Raw genomic sequence first — 14,867 nt, 5'->3', positions numbered from 1 at the left:
TTGGCCATAGGCGCAAGAGTCCTCCTCCCCGGGCCCCGATTGCAATTTTTCGAGCTTAGAGGACTATCAATGACGAATATGGTTGAGCGCGCTGGCCTGTCGGTTGACGAGCGGCTGGCGGGTTTTCTCGAAGCGCAGGTGCTTGCGCCCTTGGGTCGCGACTCTGGCGTGTTTTGGCAGGGCTTTGCGGCGCTGCTGGCTGACTTCGCGCCGCGCAATGCTGCTTTGCTGGCGAAACGCGAGGATCTGCAGGCGCAGATTGACGCATGGCACGCCGCGCGGCGCGGCCAGCCGCATGATGCGGGCGAGTATCGCGCCTTCCTCGAAGAGATCGGCTATCTCGTCCCTGAGCCGGGCGACTTCCAGATCGGCACGCAAAACGTCGATGCCGAGATTGCGACCATGGCAGGTCCGCAGCTGGTCGTGCCGATCCTCAATGCGCGCTTCCTTCTCAACGCCGCAAATGCGCGCTGGGGGAGCCTTTACGACGCGTTTTACGGCACCGACGCGCTCGATGCGCCGCCTGCCAAACCCGGCGGCTATGACGAGGCACGCGGCGCGGCAGTGATCGCGCGCGGGCGGCAATTCCTCGACGAAGTGCTGCCGCTGGTGGACCAGAGCTGGGCCGACCTCAAAGACGAGAATGACGGCCAGTTGCAGGACGAAAGCCAGTGGGTTGGCTTCACCGAAAAGGGCCTGCTGTTTCAGAATAACGGCCTGCATATCGAAGTTGTGTTCGACCGCAGCACACCCGTCGGCGCGGGCGACAAGGCGGGCATTGCAGACATCAATGTCGAGGCCGCGCTCACCACGATTGCCGATTGCGAAGATTCGGTCGCGGCGGTCGATGCGGAGGACAAACTCACCGCCTACACCAACTGGCTCGGCGTGATCCGCGGCGATCTGGAGGAGAGCTTTGACAAGGGCGGACGCACGCTGACCCGCAAACTTGCTGGCGACAAGAGCTATAGGGATGGTAGCGGAGCGGAGCATTCGCTGCCCGGCCGCAGCCTGATGTTCGTGCGCAATGTCGGCCATTTGATGACCAATCCGGCGATCCGTCTGCCCGATGGCTCGGAAATCCCCGAGGGTATCATGGACGCGGTGTTCACCAGCGCGATCAGCACCTTCGATGTTGAGGGCCAGGCGAAGTTCGGGAATTCCAAACATGGCTCAATCTACATCGTGAAGCCCAAGATGCACGGGCCGGAGGAATGCGCCTTCACCGACGATCTGTTCAACGCGGTCGAGGATTTGCTCGGCCTGAAGCGCCACACGATCAAGGTGGGCGTAATGGACGAGGAACGCCGCACCAGCGCCAACCTTTCCGCCTGTATCCACGCGGTTCGCAACCGGATTGTCTTCATCAACACCGGCTTCCTCGACCGGACGGGCGATGAAATTCACACCTCGATGCAAGCCGGGCCGATGATGCGCAAAGGCGCGATGAAGGGTTCGGACTGGCTGAAGGCTTACGAGGCGCGCAATGTCGCGATTGGCCTCAAACACGGCCTGTCGGGCAAGGCGCAGATCGGCAAGGGCATGTGGGCTGCGCCGGATCTGATGGGGCAGATGATGGCCGAAAAGATCGGCCATCTGCGCGCCGGAGCCAACACCGCTTGGGTGCCTTCACCCACCGCCGCGACGCTCCACGCACTGCACTACCACGCCGAGAATGTGTTCGAGTTGCAGCAAGGCCTGCCCGAACCTGCTGGCCTCGATGCGCTGCTCACCATCCCGCTTGCCGAAGGGGCAAACTGGTCTGAAGACGAGCTGCGCGACGAGTTGGATAACAACGCACAAGGCCTGCTCGGCTATGTCGTGCGCTGGGTCGATGCAGGCGTCGGCTGCTCCAAGGTGCCCGATATCAACGATGTCGGCCTGATGGAGGACCGCGCCACCCTGCGCATCTCCTCCCAGCACATCGCCAACTGGCTGCTCCACGGCATCGTGACCGAGAATCAGGTGATGGCATCGCTCACCCGCATGGCCGCCAAGGTTGACGCGCAGAATGCAGGCGACCCGGCTTACATACCGCTGATCGGCAACGAAGAGGGTGCAGCCTTCAGCGCGGCCAAGGAGCTGATCTTCAAAGGCGTAGAGCAACCATCCGGTTACACCGAGCCACTGCTCCACGCATGGCGATTGCGCAAGAAGGCGGGCTAACCCCGCGAAACCAGTCCGGAGCGTTTGCGGCCCGCCTGAATATTGCCGCGATTTGCGGCGGGGCCTGTTGGAAGGTCTTGGGTGCCGACGATCTGTTTGAGTGTGTAGTCGCCCAGGCTGCGCTCGAATTCGATCCCGCAAGCGCTTTCGTTCGACCAGATGATCTTGCAATAGATCTCGGTCCCGTCGAGCACCAGCCAGCCGCTGACACCCTCGGCTGGCGGGTCAGCCAGTTCGAGTTTTGCGCCCTCGTCCGAGATATTGGCCATCCTGCATTCGCGCAGGCCTGAAACTGTGCGCAGACCGACTGGGATTTCTGCGACCAAGCGCGACGACCTGCGCCGCTCTGACTGGACTGCCTGTTGGCGAATGGCGAGGCTGCTCATCTTCGGACTTCCCCTATGTGCCAGCCTTGAGGACCGGTCTTCGCGACTTTCTGGCGCAGTTATGGCGCTCGAAAGGATGACGAGGGCTTGGCGAACGTGCTTAGCCGATCTTAAGCAGAGCGCTTAGAGAACCGTGTTTTCTTCCAGCGCCTTGGCGACTTCGGGGCCGAGTTCGGCTTGCAGTTTGAGCTTTTGCAGCGCGCTTTGCACCGAGGCGGCCATAGTGGCGATTTCGTGCGTGTAGTCTGCCAGCAGCATGCCTTCGACATAGGTGGTCGCGCAGAGCAGCGTCACCCGGCAGCGATCTTCGCCGAGTGGCTCGAATGTGAAGCTCTCGTGGGTGTGGGCAAGATTGCCGCATTCGGGCCGGATCACGCAGCCATAGGCGTATTTGCTATGCGGAATGGCTTCGGTGACCAGAAATTCGAAAGTAAGCTCGTCGATAAAGGGCATGACCATATCGAACCGGTCGGGTTTTCCCTCGACCTGAGTGACGTGGTTGCCGGTCGCGCGCTTTGCGTTGCGTTCATCGGCCCAATCGAGAAGCGCATAGACTTCGCTTGCGGGTTTATCGATTTCGACCTCGGCGTTGAATTCGACCGGGCCTTCGGGTGCGAGCTTTGGTTTGAATAATCCGAACATGGCGAGTCCCCTGTGAACCTCGCCGCGCAGCATAGGCCCGGTTGGTTAAGTTTGCCCTAGCGACCGTGCCAGCCCGACAAATTCGGCAACGCTCAAGGTTTCGGCGCGGCGCGTCGGATCGATACCCTCGACTTCGAGAGCATCGAGCGCTCCAGCCACGCCTTTGAGGCTCTGACGTAGCATTTTGCGGCGCTGGCCAAAGGCTGCTTCGGTAAGGCGTTCGAGCGTGCGGGCAGAGACGTCTTGAGGAGACTCAACGGGCATCAGATGGACGATTGCGCTCATCACTTTGGGCGGCGGGGTGAAGGCGCTGCGGTGGACCTTCATCGCCAGCTTCGCCTGCGCGCGCCACTGCGCGAGAACGGCGAGCCGACCGTAGGCCGATCCGCCTTCTTTCGCGACAATCCGCTCGGCGACTTCGCGCTGGAACATTAGCGTGAGTGAGCGCCATTGGGGTGGCCATTCTTCGCCAGACAGCCACTTCACGAACAAGGCCGTGCCGACATTATAGGGCAGGTTGGAGAGGACGTGGAACGGCTCGCCGCTCATGATCTCCCCATGGTCGAGCTTCATCGCATCGCCATGAATGATGGTGAGCTGGCCGGGGAACGCCTCGCCGAGTTCCTCCAGAGCGGGCAGGCACCTTGCATCCATCTCGATGGCCGTCACCTGCGCGCCTGCTCTCAGCAAAGCGCGGGTCAGGCCGCCGGGGCCGGGGCCGACTTCGAGCACCTTAGCGCCCTTAAGGTCGCCCGGTAGCGCCGCTATCCGGTAGAGCAATTGCTCGTCGAGCAGGAAGTTCTGCCCCAGCGCCTTGGACGCGGAAAGGCCGTGCCGCGCAATCGTCTCGCGGATCGGGGGGAGATCAGTCACCGTCCGCGCTGCTCTGCGCAGGAAGCCGCCATCCGGATCGCTGCCATCATCGCTTGCGGCTGCGCCTTGCCGGTTCCCGCAATGTTGAAAGCGGTGCCGTGATCGGGCGAAGTGCGGATGATCGGCAGGCCTAGAGTTACGTTGACACCTTGGTCGAATTCCAACGCCTTAATCGGGATCAGCGCCTGGTCGTGATACATACAGAGCGCGGCGTCGTAGGTCGGGCGCAGCAAGGGTGTGAACAGCGCGTCGCCCGGCACGGGGCCGGTCACGTCAAAACCCTGCTCGCGCAGCTTTTCTATCGCCGGTTCGATTACCCGCGCTTCCTCGCTGCCGAACTGCCCGTTCTCGCCCGAATGCGGATTGAGGCCGGAGATCGCGAGGCGCGGGCGTTCGAGGCCGAAATCGCGGGTGAGCGCGGCCGCGACGATCTGCGCTTTGTGGATGATAAGCTCCGCCGAAAGCAGCTTAGGCACATCGGCGAGCGCGACATGGACGGTGAGCGGCACGGTGCGCAAAGTAGGTCCTGCCAGCATCATCACGGCGTCGTCGGGAGCGAGGCCGCAAACCGCTGCGAGAAATTCGGTCTGGCCCGGAAATTCGAAGCCGACCTTGCCGAGTTGTCCCTTGCTCACCGGAGCGGTCGCAACCGCAGCCGCATGTCCCTCGATCACCGCGCGCACCGCTTCGGCCAGCGAATGGAGCGCCAGCGCTGCGCCTGCTTCATCGGGACTGCCGGGAGTGTAGGCCGCATCCGCACCGGCAAGCACCGGCAGACCTTCGCCAAAACGCACTTCGGCCTCGGCTGGCTCGCCAATCGCCACGATGGGGCAGTCAATCGAGCATTTCGCCGCCGCTTCGCGCAGCACATCCTCGCCGCCGACCACGAAAAAGGGCCGCGCGCTGTCTTTCAGCTGCACATAGCTTGCGAGGATGATCTCAGGACCAATCCCCGCCGGATCGCCCAGCGAAATCGCGAGCGGGAGCTTGGTCAAAGCGGCCTCAATTGTACTCGATATAGGCGTCGTTGCGCAGGTCGCGCAGGTAACGCTGGGCGCGCTTGTTGATGCGCTCTTCCTCGATCGAGTTCATCACCGACTGGAATGTGGGCGAGCCCGCATCTTCTGGATCGTCACGGCCGCACAGCATCAGCACGCGCACGCCGTCCTGCGGGCTGCCAAAGGGCGGGGTGGTCTGCCCGACTTGCAGGTTGAGGACGATGTTCTGCAATTGCTCGGGCAATTGGCGCGCCTGAATCTGGTCGTTTGCGACCACTGTCGCTCCCAGAACCGCGGTCGCCGTATCAGCATCGGCGCAGCTGCGGAGCGATTGCAGGAAGATGCCGAATTCCTCGATCTTGGCGTTGGCTTCGGCCTCGGTCACATCCGGCTCAAAGCTGATCGCGATCTGTTTCAGGTTGAGCAAGGCGTCGCGCGGATCTGCGGTCAGAACCTGACGGCGTTCGATCAGATAAAGGATCGTAAAGCCGCCGGGGATCTCGATCGGGCCGACCAGCTGTCCGGGCTGCATTATGCTTGCTGCTTCGGCCATCTGCCGCGGCAGGGCGGCGAGCCGCAGGAAGCCGGTATCGCCGCCAACAACCCTGGTGGAGGCGTCGGAATATTGGCGCGCATAGGCCACGAAAGAACCGCCCGCCTGCAACTGATCCATGATCTGTTGCATATTGCGGATCACTTGCTCGCGGTTTTCCTGCGTAGCGTTCATGTAAATCTCGCCGAGCCGATATTCTTCGGTCCCGCGCGATGCTTCGAGCCGCGCAAGCACGTCGTTCACTTCCTCAGCGGAGACATTGATGAAGGGCGTGATGTTGCGGCGGAGCAGGCGTTCCCAAGCAAGCTCGCCTTCGATCTGGCGTTTTAGCGCATTTGGCGAGGAGCCGATCGAGCGCAGATACTCGTCCATTCGTTCCGGGTTCTGGCCAAAGTTTTGCGCGGCGAGCTGCTGGTAGGTCTGCTCGATCGCATCGCGTTCGACCGTCATCTCCAGACCGTCGGCTGCCTGGATTTTGAGCGTTTCGTCAATCAGGTTGCGCAGCACCTGCATGCGCAGCCGCTGAAGCTCTTGCTCGGAGACCTCGGCCTCGGAGGCATTGGTGACGAGGTTGACGCGCTGATCGATATCGGTGCCGGTGATGACAAAGCCGTTCACGACAGCGGTCGCGCTGCGTTCATTGGGATTGTCAGCGCCGTAAATGGTGAAGTCCTGCGGCAGCCCAAACGGATTGTCCGAAGTCGGAACCGCGGCGGTCTGAGCCGAAACGCCGGACGGGACACTGCTAGCGGCGAGGCCGACAAGCCCGGCTGCGACTACAGTTGCACAAGTCTTTGAAAATGCCTTCAACGTCACTTTTTAATCCCGATTTTCTCTAGTTCCTGTCAGGCGTCGCCCCTGATCGTGGGTCTGTTTGCGCGCCCGGCTTTGTTCAGCCAACTTCTGGGCCCACTTCGGGCCGTCAGCTCGATCCAGCGATTGCCGCCCGCTGGCTGAACACAGGCTGAGTGCGCTCGATTTCGGCCCTTAACCCCTTTTTCCCGCGCTGCCAACGCGCACCCTGATTCATATGCGGATACAAAGTGGGGAGGGTGCCTATCGGAAGCCCAGATTGCGTAGGGCAAAGAACACCTGAAAACTGTTGCCGCGTTCCGCGTCGCCTGCGCTGATGAAGTCGCGGCGCCATGTCGCGCCGAATTCGATGCAGTCGTCGCTATAGGCAACGCCCAGCCGGGTGCGGATCGGTTCGAACCCGTCAGGCGCGAAAACGGGGTCTTCGGCGGCGCTGGTCAGGTTGAAGACGCCGGAGCCGAACACCGACCAATTGCGCCCAATTGTAAAGCGGCCCGCGGCGCGAATCTCCTCGCGGTCCTGCAAATCCTCGACCGTCTGAATGTCGCGGTTGAGGCGCAGATAGCCGACTTCGAAATAATTGCGCTGCGATCCGATGGTCGCGTCGATTTCATTGCGGCGGACGGCCAAGCTGTCCTTGTCGATGCGGAACCGGTGGGTGACGGCAAGGAAGTTGCGATAGCGCACTTCGGTCCGCCCGACAAAATCCGAAACCCGGTCAGAAAGCCCGGTTCCATCAGGGAAAATCTCGCGTTCGTTGGAGAGGCGGTAGGACTGGCCGACATTGGTGCGCACGCGCCAGCCCGGACGGGTCAGCTCCCAGTCTATGCCCCATGTAACCCGCGCGCCGTCTTCGACGCGGTCATAGCCGGGGAAACGGTTGAGCGCGAAGAGATTGGAATCCTCCAGATCAATCGCGCGCGCATCCTCGTTCGGAACGGCAAGGTTGCGGGTCGGCGGGCTGGCGACGATCTGGATGCGCGGTTTGAGCACCTGCGTCCCGCCGAACATCTCGCCCACAAACGGCCATTCGATATCGACCGCTGCGGTCGCAACACCGCGTGTGGTCCAGCCTTCATTGCCGCGATAGACCTGCGTCAAAGTCGCCAGCGTGTTTTGCGTGTTATAGACATCGCCGCGCACCAATCCGGTGAGCGTGACCACTTGGCCGAGCCCCGTCAGCCGCCGCAAATCCCAACGCGCACCTGCAAAGGCGCGCTGAGTGTCCTGCCCTTCATTGCGCACCAGACTGAGCGTGTTGGCCTGCAATTGCACTTCGCCGCCCAGCACCGGATCATCGAGGATACGGCGATAATCAAAAGCCGGAACCGCGAGTGGCACTTGCCCTTGTGCGGCATTGATGCGCAGCGTCTGCGTCGCCCAACCGGCTAGGCTGAGATAGGAATTGTCGTCGATCCGCTCCAGATTGATGGTCGAGCGCAGCCGGTCATCGCGGCTGAGATCATAACGGCGCAGGAATGTGCGGTCGCTCGCCAGCCGGACAGAGCCAGTGAGGCTCCATTCGGGCGAGAACAGAAACCGGCCATTGGCGAACAGATAGCCGCGCGGGTCGCTTTGAGTGGTAGGAGTGGCGCCAAAGTTTGAAACGCGCCTGCTGGAGGTCGCATAACCGGTGATCTGGTAGGCGCCTTTCTCCGTCAGGTGCCGCCACTCAGCCGAAACCATCGGCGGGGCATCGGTGTAGATCGAAGTGCCGAGTGTCAGATCCTGATTGTCGGCGACCCGCCAGTAATACTCGCCCGAAATCTCCAGCCCGTTCACTTGGTCAAATCGGATGTCGGGGACCAGAAAGCCGCTTTCCGCGCGGCCATCGGTGCGGATCGCGAGGCCGGGCAGCGGCAGGATGCGCGCGCCGAACAATTCGAGCATCGCCCCGCGAAAACGCACGCGGCTTTCATCAGGATCGTAAGTTACCCGGTCGGCGGTGATGCGCCAGCTCGGGTTCTGCGCGCAGCCATCATCGCCGGTGACGGCGCAGGCGGTGTAGGCCGCGTCGGTGAGCAGGACTGTGCCATCCTCACCGCGCTGCGCAGACCGTGCCGCCAGCCTGCCGCCCTGACGCAAAGCAAGCAGCAATTCCTCCATCGCGCCCGCTTCGAATTCATCGTTGAGTTCGAGGCTTTCGGTGAAGATCTGGTTGCCGACACTATCGACGAAACGGATGCTGCCACGCGCAGTTATTGTGCCGCTGTTGCGGTCCCACACGACCTCGTCTGCGCGCACAGATGCGTGTTCATTGCGCAGAATGACATTGCCGCGCGCGGTGATTGTCTCGGCTTGATTGTCGTAAGCGACCTGATCCGCCTCGAAGGCGATTGGCTCACGGGACTCGCTCTCTTGCGCCGCAGCGACATCCTCTGCGGTAACCACCTGAACCGCGACCGGACTGTCGAAACTTGAGAGCGGAACGCGCGCGCCGCCATGCGCTAGCTCCATCTCAAAGACCAGATCGTCCTGCTCTTCCTGCGTGAGTTCGCGCTGTTCCTCCTGAGCGGCAGCGGGCGCAGCAACACCCAAGAGCGCAAACGCCATCGCGCCAAGCGCCAGCGGGCTCGACATGGAACGCCATTCTCGGCGGCAATTCGCAAATGCGCGGACCGTGGAAACTCCCGACATGGCTTGCCTATTGCACCGCTCGCGACTAATCGCAATCGCCATTGACGGGGCGCACAAATTGCCGGGATCAAGCGTGCATCGCGCTGGCCCGGGCGCCCCCGTTTCAGGCCCAATCACAGCCGTCCCCAGATCGGAGCGAGCATGCACATTCAATTCACTAACACCCATCCAGCCAATGTCCGCCTTATCGCGCGGATTGTGAACCAGGGCGATACGCTTGGCGATCTTGACGCAGCGTTGAGCGAGGGTGCTCCGGCAGCACGCTTCAAAGGCAGCGCCGGGCAGGTGTTCGAAAGCTTCGTTTCGGCTGACGGTTCGGTCAACCGCATCGCGCTGGCTGGTGCGGGCGAGAAAGATGCCGAGACGCGCCGCCTCAATATCGAGCGTGCGGGCGGGGCCTTGATGGCGAAATATCTGCGTTCGGGCGAGGCAGAGATGGTCATCGACCTCGGCCACGCCGAACTGTCCGCCGAAGAAGCCGCTGCCGTGCTCACCGGCGTGCGGCTGCGGGCATGGGCATATGACGAATATCGCACCAAGCTGGCGGCGGAAAAGAAGATCACGCTCGAAAAAGTCCATGTGATCGGCGCACCCGAAGGCACCGAAGCGGCATGGGAGGAACAGGCCGCGATTGCGCAGGGCGTTGAGTTCACCAAGCAGCTAATCACCCTTCCGCCCAATGTCCTTTATCCCGAAAGCTTCGTGGCGATGTGCGAGGAAGCCTTTGCAGGCACCGGCGCAGAGATCACGGTGCTGGGCGAAGACGAAATGGCTAAGCTCGGCATGGGGGCGCTGCTCGGTGTGGGGCAGGGTTCGGCCAAGGCCTCGCGCCTGCTCGCGATCCGCTGGAATGGCGGCAAGGATGGCGACAAGCCGACCGTCTTTGTTGGCAAGGGTGTTACCTTCGACACGGGCGGCATTTCTCTGAAGCCCGGACCCGGCATGGAAGACATGAAGTGGGACATGGGCGGCGCGGGCGCGGTTGCGGGCGGTATGCTCTCGCTGGTTTCGCGCAAGGCCAAGGCCAACGTCATCGGTGTGATGGGGCTCGTAGAAAACATGCCCGACGGCAATGCGATCCGTCCCGGCGACGTGCTCACCTCCATGAGCGGACAGACAATCGAAGTGCTCAACACCGACGCCGAAGGGCGGCTGGTCCTGTGCGACGCGCTGCATTGGGCGCAGGAGCAGTATGATCCCGCGCGCATCGTCGATTTCGCCACGCTTACCGGCGCGATGATCATTGCGCTGGGCCACGAACATGGCGGCGTGTTCGCCAATGATGACGAGCTGGCCGAGCAGCTTCTGGGCGCAGGCCTTGCGACCGGAGACAAGCTGTGGCGCCTGCCGATCGGCCCGGCCTATGACAAGCTGATCGACAGCCCGATTGCCGACGTCAAGAATGTCGGTCCGCGCGGTGCCGGTTCGATCACCGCTGCGCAATTCCTCCACCGCTTCATCAAGAAGGGCACGCCGTGGGCGCATTGCGACATTGCGGGCATGGTCTTTTCCGACAAGCCGGGCGCAACGCATGACAAGGGCGCAACCGGATACGGCGCGCGCCTGATCGACCGCTTCGTCGCGGACAACGTCGAATAGAGCCAGCATGGCGCGGATGCGCAAGAAATCGGACCTGCCGTCCAAGATCTGCGCGGCTTGCGGACTGCCGTTTACCTGGCGCAAGAAATGGGAGCGCGATTGGGACAATGTCCGCTATTGTTCGGACAGGTGCCGCAAGATGAAGGGCAAGACGGATGAAGGGTAAGCTAGGTTTCGCGGCTCTGACCATGCTTTTGCTGGCCACTCCGGCTCCGGCAATGGCCAGCGACTTTTCCGGGATGATCTACTTCTTCGTAGGCATCTTTCTTGTCATTGCCGCGATTGTTGCGGCGATCATTTTCATAGCGCGGCGCGCATCCTCTGGCGGAAGCGCGGGTGCCGATGCCGTAACAGCAGCCTTGCTCGCCTTGTGCTTCGCTCCCGTTTCCAGCCTCGATCTCCTCGTTTCGGGCGATTTGATTGTCTGGCCTCTGGGGCTCATTATCATTTTTCTCTCGTTAGGCGCCGACTACGTGGATCTCTTGCCCTTTGGGCTCGTATCATTCGTTGTGACTGCCGGCCTCGTTTACTGGTTCCTCGCTCGGCGCAGGCTGCGGCAGGAGGGCGAAGACGAGGCATGAAAGTCGATTTCTGGCAACTCTCCCGCGATCCGGTCGAGAAAGTGGTCGCCCTGATCGCGCAGCGCGTGTTGGGCGCAGGGGAGCGGTTGCTGGTGGTCAGTAAGGATGCGGCCCAGCGCAAGGCGATTTCGGACGAATTGTGGAAGGCAGGGCCGGAGAGCTTTCTCGCCAATGGTGAAGCTTCTGCCGTTGGTGCTGCCGAACAGCCGGTGCTGCTTTCCGAGGCAGTCGAGGCTCTGAACACCGCCAGCCACATCATCTTTGCCGATGGCGAATATCGGGAACCGGCGGGCTTTGCGCGCGTCTTCCTCTTATTCGACGATACCTCGCTTGAGGCCGCGCGCGCGACTTGGCGCGGGCTCGACGCGAGTGAGGATATGGAACGCGCTTACTTCGCTCAGGAAGACGGCAAATGGGTCAAGAAAGCCTGAGCGCTTGCAGACCAGGCCTTGAATGGGCGATGGAGGAGCAGGGGAGATGGGGAACACATTTATGAACAAAATACTCGTCGCTGCAGTGCTGCCGCTCCTTGCGTTGTCGGCCTGCGGTTCAGATGTTGATGAGAACGCGGACGGCACAACAATCTCCGCCGATGGCACCGAAATGACCTTCGGCAATGGCGAAGGTGAAACGAATATGGTCATCACCGGACCCGATGGTGAGGCGAGCTTTCAAAGCGGGCCGGACGTTACGCCGAATCTTCCCGATGGCTGGACGATTTTCCCGCGTGCTTCGATTCTGAGCGCGATGAATATCGACGGCGTCGACCAAGCAGGCACTGTGGTCGTGATGCAGGTGGACGCAGATATTGAAGATATCATCGCGCATTACCGCGCCGAAGCAGAGGCTACGGAGCACAAAATCCAGATGGAACTCACCACTGGAAATGCGCGGATTATTGGCGGTGAGGGGCCGGATGGAAGCAGCTTTTCCGTCAGCGTCGTGCCCGATGCAGATGGCGGGCCTGCAACAGTGCAGCTGACTGTGGGCAAAGGCGAGTGACGCAGATCAGCGATTGCGACTTCGCAAAGGCTTGAATTAGCGCCGCACCGGCGTTAGGGGCGCGCGCAACAACTCCCCCGAGCGCTCATGGGCGCGCACTCTCTTGTTCAAGGAATACAATCATGGCGGTTACCCGCACCTTTTCGATCATCAAGCCCGATGCCACCAAGCGCAACCTGACCGGCGCTGTCACTGCCATGCTCGAAGGCGCAGACCTGCGCGTTGTCGCATCCAAGCGCATCCACATGACACGCGAACAGGCCGAAGGCTTCTACGCGGTCCATTCCGAGCGTCCGTTCTTCGGTGAACTCGTCGACTTCATGATGAGCGAGCCGGTTGTCGTGCAGGTTCTCGAAGGCGAAGACGCCGTGAAGCGCAACCGCGACATCATGGGCGCAACCAACCCCGCCGAAGCCGCAGAAGGCACGATCCGCAAGGAACACGCGCTTTCGATCGGCGAAAACACCGTCCACGGTTCGGACAGCGAAGAGAACGCGAAGATCGAAATCGACTTCTTCTTCTCGGCAGACGAAATCGTCGGCTAACGCGCTTTTCAGCGGAATTTAGAAAAGGCCCCGCTGCGCAGACGCAGCGGGGCCTTTTTGATTCCGGGGTTTGCCTTTCGCTGATTCGCTTCGCGTGCTTCATGCAGCTATGTATCTAGCGGGTCGCTCGAACGGTTCTGGGGAGGAACTTATGGGCAAACTGTTTCTGATGCTTGTGTCAGCTACATTCTACGCAGCTGCGGTTGCGGCGCTACTCTTTCTGATCGGCTGGGTTGGGGCGTTCGATTTCATGCCTTTGACGGTCGACAATGGCCGCGATGGTCCCGTGGTAACCGCTCTGCTGGTCAATTCCGGTCTGATCGCGCTGTTCGGCGTCCAACACAGCGTCATGGCGCGGCCCGGCTTCAAGGAACGCTGGACCAGGATTGTTCCCGCGCCGGTTGAGCGCAGCTTCTACCTGCTTGGAACGGTGCTGGTTCTCGGCGCTCTCTTCCACTTCTGGTATCCGATCGAAGGGACCATCTGGTCGATCCAGAATGAAGCCGTGCGCATGGCAATCTGGGCGCTGTTCTGGCTGGGCTGGGCGATCCTGCTTCTGTCCACATTCCTACTCAATCATTTCGAGCTGTTTGGACTGCAACAGGCTTGGCACAATCTGACCGGAAAGACAGCAGCTCCGCCTCAGATGCGAACGCCGCTATTCTACAAGTTAGTGCGTCACCCGCTGTATACCGGCTTCTTCATTGGCCTGTGGGCCACACCCGATATGACCTACAGCCACGCCTTCATGGCCGCAGGTTTCACGATCTATATAGTTATCGGAATTGCCTATGAAGAACGCGACCTGCTCGATGTCTTCGGTGAACAATATGCCGAGTATCGCAGCCGTGTCGGAGCCTTCATTCCGGGCATTGGCAGGGTTCGCTAGCTAGACGCCATCCCGCTCGAACAGTGCGAGCTGTTCGGAGTGGGCGCGGTGGCGGCCTTCTTGCGCCTTTGCCATTTGCGCGCGCATTGCGGCGAGTGCATGCGGGGTGAGGTCAAGGCTGAGTTCGGCATAGGCGCGCCTGATTTCGCGCTCCGAGTCCTCACCCAAGGCGTCATAATGCAACTGAGTGATCGGGCCTTTCCAACTGGCGAGCGCCTCGGCCATGCGCCCCTCGCGTAAGTCGATCTTGTGCCGCCACAGCGCCTCGATCCTTGTCAGGTCGCAGCTGTCAGTCTGCACCGCCATCTGGTTGGCGCAAAGAGAGACGGCGCTGCGATGCACGGCCTCCAGATCGCGCTCGGCCAGCACCAGCCTCGCATCGGGAAACAGGGTGATCAATGTGCGGAGGTCTTCGGCGAAAGCGGGCACTTTCATCACGCGCGGCTTGTCAGCAATGCCGCGATGCGCCGCGTCGCTCTTCAATATGCGCGCAAATTCGCGGTAAACGCACGCAGAGTCACGCGCTTCGCTCCACACGGAATAGCTCGGGATATGCCACTGGGTTTCGTAGATCGAGTGGTGCAGACCGGCGGATATCCAGGCCAGCTCCTCCTCGACCTCGCCCGATGCCATCGGGTGGATCGCCTGCATCCACGGATTGAGCGCGCCCAGCATCGCAAGCTCGAGCGCGCCCTTTAACAGGCTTATTCCGGCCAATCCCGGCACCGGGTGATAGGCGTCGCAATAGCGCGTGTGCGAATGCGCGGGATCGGCGGCGAGCAGCTTGTGAATGCGCGTCGTCCCGCTGCGCATATGGCCGATGACGATGATTGGCGGGGCGAGGGTGGTTTCGAGCAGCTCGGGCTGCCGGTTCCACAGCGCGCCCAGCTTGAGCCGGTTTGCGACCACGCGGCTCAGCTGCCCCCAAGCCATCGCCTGACCCAGCGCGTTGAGGTCCGCTTCCTCGCGCACAGCTTGCACAAGCCGGGCGAACCGCTCGCGGAAATCGGCGACGTCTTCGCCTGAACGTCCACCGCGCTCGGCCTCGGCTTCGAAGCGCTTTGCGGCCTGCGCCCAAATTGCCTCGGCATCGAGAACAGGAGGCGGAAGCCACCCTTTCTCCCATGCCCGCGCCAAAAAGCTGCTCGCCCGCTGTGCCCACTTGCCCCGCGCTAACGGATGC

Annotated in this window: 15 protein-coding genes; 8 read left to right on the top strand and 7 right to left on the bottom strand. The window is 61.6% G+C overall.

Features of this window, described 5'->3' with window-relative positions:
- Positions 1-69: 69 nt before the first annotated feature.
- Complete coding sequence (locus Q0887_RS07000) at positions 70-2,166, top strand: malate synthase G (protein WP_299193480.1); 2,097 nt, start codon at positions 70-72, stop codon at positions 2,164-2,166.
- On the opposite strand, the gene Q0887_RS06995 is transcribed toward Q0887_RS07000, so the two are convergent.
- The 6 genes from Q0887_RS06995 to lptD all read right to left on the bottom strand — a co-directional run bounded on the left by Q0887_RS06995 (position 2,163) and on the right by lptD (position 9,011).
- Positions 2,163-2,552, bottom strand: a complete 390-nt coding sequence (locus Q0887_RS06995; protein WP_299193478.1) for a PilZ domain-containing protein — start codon at positions 2,550-2,552, stop codon at positions 2,163-2,165. The genes Q0887_RS07000 and Q0887_RS06995 overlap by 4 nt on opposite strands.
- A 123-nt stretch (positions 2,553-2,675) precedes the next feature.
- Entirely contained in the window at positions 2,676-3,194 is a 519-nt protein-coding gene (locus tag Q0887_RS06990) for a hypothetical protein (protein WP_299193476.1), read from the bottom strand.
- A gap of 45 nt (positions 3,195-3,239) precedes the next feature.
- Positions 3,240-4,067: a 16S rRNA (adenine(1518)-N(6)/adenine(1519)-N(6))-dimethyltransferase RsmA gene (rsmA, locus tag Q0887_RS06985; protein ID WP_299193474.1), complete on the bottom strand. Its 828-nt coding sequence runs from the start codon at positions 4,065-4,067 to the stop codon at positions 3,240-3,242.
- Positions 4,064-5,062 (bottom strand): 4-hydroxythreonine-4-phosphate dehydrogenase PdxA, encoded by a 999-nt coding sequence (pdxA, locus tag Q0887_RS06980; RefSeq protein ID WP_299193472.1) that lies wholly within the window; start codon positions 5,060-5,062, stop codon positions 4,064-4,066. The genes rsmA and pdxA overlap by 4 nt, the downstream gene beginning before the upstream one ends.
- A 7-nt stretch (positions 5,063-5,069) precedes the next feature.
- Positions 5,070-6,434 carry a peptidylprolyl isomerase gene (locus tag Q0887_RS06975; protein ID WP_299193470.1) on the bottom strand — a complete coding sequence of 455 codons (1,365 nt, stop codon included), beginning with the start codon at positions 6,432-6,434 and terminating at the stop codon, positions 5,070-5,072.
- A 240-nt stretch (positions 6,435-6,674) separates the two neighbouring features.
- Complete coding sequence (gene lptD / locus Q0887_RS06970; RefSeq protein WP_299193468.1) at positions 6,675-9,011, bottom strand: LPS assembly protein LptD; 2,337 nt, start codon at positions 9,009-9,011, stop codon at positions 6,675-6,677.
- A gap of 198 nt (positions 9,012-9,209) precedes the next feature.
- Between lptD and Q0887_RS06965 the strand changes: the two genes are divergently transcribed.
- The 7 genes from Q0887_RS06965 (at position 9,210) to mddA (ending at position 13,684) form a co-directional block, all read left to right on the top strand.
- Entirely contained in the window at positions 9,210-10,667 is a 1,458-nt protein-coding gene (locus Q0887_RS06965) for a leucyl aminopeptidase (protein WP_299193466.1), read from the top strand.
- A gap of 7 nt (positions 10,668-10,674) precedes the next feature.
- On the top strand, positions 10,675-10,833 hold the full coding sequence (locus tag Q0887_RS06960) for a DUF2256 domain-containing protein (RefSeq protein WP_299193465.1): 159 nt from the start codon (positions 10,675-10,677) through the stop codon (positions 10,831-10,833).
- On the top strand, positions 10,823-11,248 hold the full coding sequence (locus Q0887_RS06955) for a hypothetical protein (RefSeq protein ID WP_299193463.1): 426 nt from the start codon (positions 10,823-10,825) through the stop codon (positions 11,246-11,248). Before Q0887_RS06960 ends, Q0887_RS06955 begins: the two co-directional genes overlap by 11 nt.
- Positions 11,245-11,679, top strand: a complete 435-nt coding sequence (locus tag Q0887_RS06950; RefSeq protein WP_299193462.1) for a DNA polymerase III subunit chi — start codon at positions 11,245-11,247, stop codon at positions 11,677-11,679. The genes Q0887_RS06955 and Q0887_RS06950 overlap by 4 nt, the downstream gene beginning before the upstream one ends.
- 61 nt (positions 11,680-11,740) lie before the next feature.
- A complete protein-coding gene (locus tag Q0887_RS06945) occupies positions 11,741-12,250 on the top strand; it encodes a hypothetical protein (RefSeq protein WP_299193460.1) in 510 nt (169 codons plus the stop codon).
- A 122-nt stretch (positions 12,251-12,372) separates the two neighbouring features.
- A complete protein-coding gene (ndk, locus tag Q0887_RS06940) occupies positions 12,373-12,795 on the top strand; it encodes a nucleoside-diphosphate kinase (RefSeq protein WP_299193458.1) in 423 nt (140 codons plus the stop codon).
- A gap of 151 nt (positions 12,796-12,946) precedes the next feature.
- Positions 12,947-13,684 (top strand): methanethiol S-methyltransferase, encoded by a 738-nt coding sequence (gene mddA, locus Q0887_RS06935; protein ID WP_299193457.1) that lies wholly within the window; start codon positions 12,947-12,949, stop codon positions 13,682-13,684.
- Here mddA and Q0887_RS06930 read toward each other — a convergent pair whose 3' ends face one another.
- Entirely contained in the window at positions 13,685-14,821 is a 1,137-nt protein-coding gene (locus Q0887_RS06930) for a sulfotransferase (RefSeq protein ID WP_299193454.1), read from the bottom strand.
- Positions 14,822-14,867 lie beyond the last annotated feature (46 nt).

It is taken from the genome of uncultured Erythrobacter sp., from assembly GCF_947492365.1.
Taxonomy (GTDB): domain Bacteria; phylum Pseudomonadota; class Alphaproteobacteria; order Sphingomonadales; family Sphingomonadaceae; genus Erythrobacter.
The sequence above is the reverse complement of the archived record's forward strand: the minus strand, read 5'-3'. Positions and strand labels throughout refer to the sequence as shown.